The following is a 479-nucleotide window of genomic DNA, read 5'->3' on the forward strand; positions in this document are numbered from 1 at the left end:
GTCCCGCCCTCGCGCCATTCGATGGTGTGGTCCGGTTCGCAGACGATGGCGGGGCGGTTGCAGCCGGGGGTGCGGCAGGTCTGGTCGCGGTGGGCCAGCGCGCGGCGTTGGGCCGGGGTGGGGCGGTAGCGTTCGTGGGCCCAGTCGATGACCGCGCCGCCGAAGGGGTCGGTGAGGATCCGCCACCAGGACGGGGCCCCGGCCATCAGGACCGCCGCGGATTCCTGGTCGATCGCCCCGAGGCGGCGGGTCCGGGGCACGTCGGACCCGGGGCGCAGGACGAGGTCCGCGACGCGGGGCCAGGACCCGGCGGACCCGGCGGGCGCGGGGTCCGGGAGCGCGGTCCCGGCCGGTCCGGGAAGGACCACCCCCGGGCATCCGGACCCGGTGGTGGGCGCCGGGCCGGCGGCGCCGCCGCCGGTGGCATCCGCGGTCCGGTGGGCGGGGTCCAGGCCGGGGAGGAGGTTCGCGGGCACGGT

1 pseudogene is annotated in these 479 nt (G+C 79.3%); it reads right to left on the reverse strand.

Features of this window, described 5'->3' with window-relative positions:
• Positions 1 to 479, reverse strand: a pseudogene (locus tag ACETWP_RS17300) (hypothetical protein); the annotation flags it as partial.

It is taken from the genome of Arthrobacter halodurans, from assembly GCF_041877255.1.
Lineage (GTDB): Bacteria > Actinomycetota > Actinomycetes > Actinomycetales > Micrococcaceae > Arthrobacter_N > Arthrobacter_N halodurans.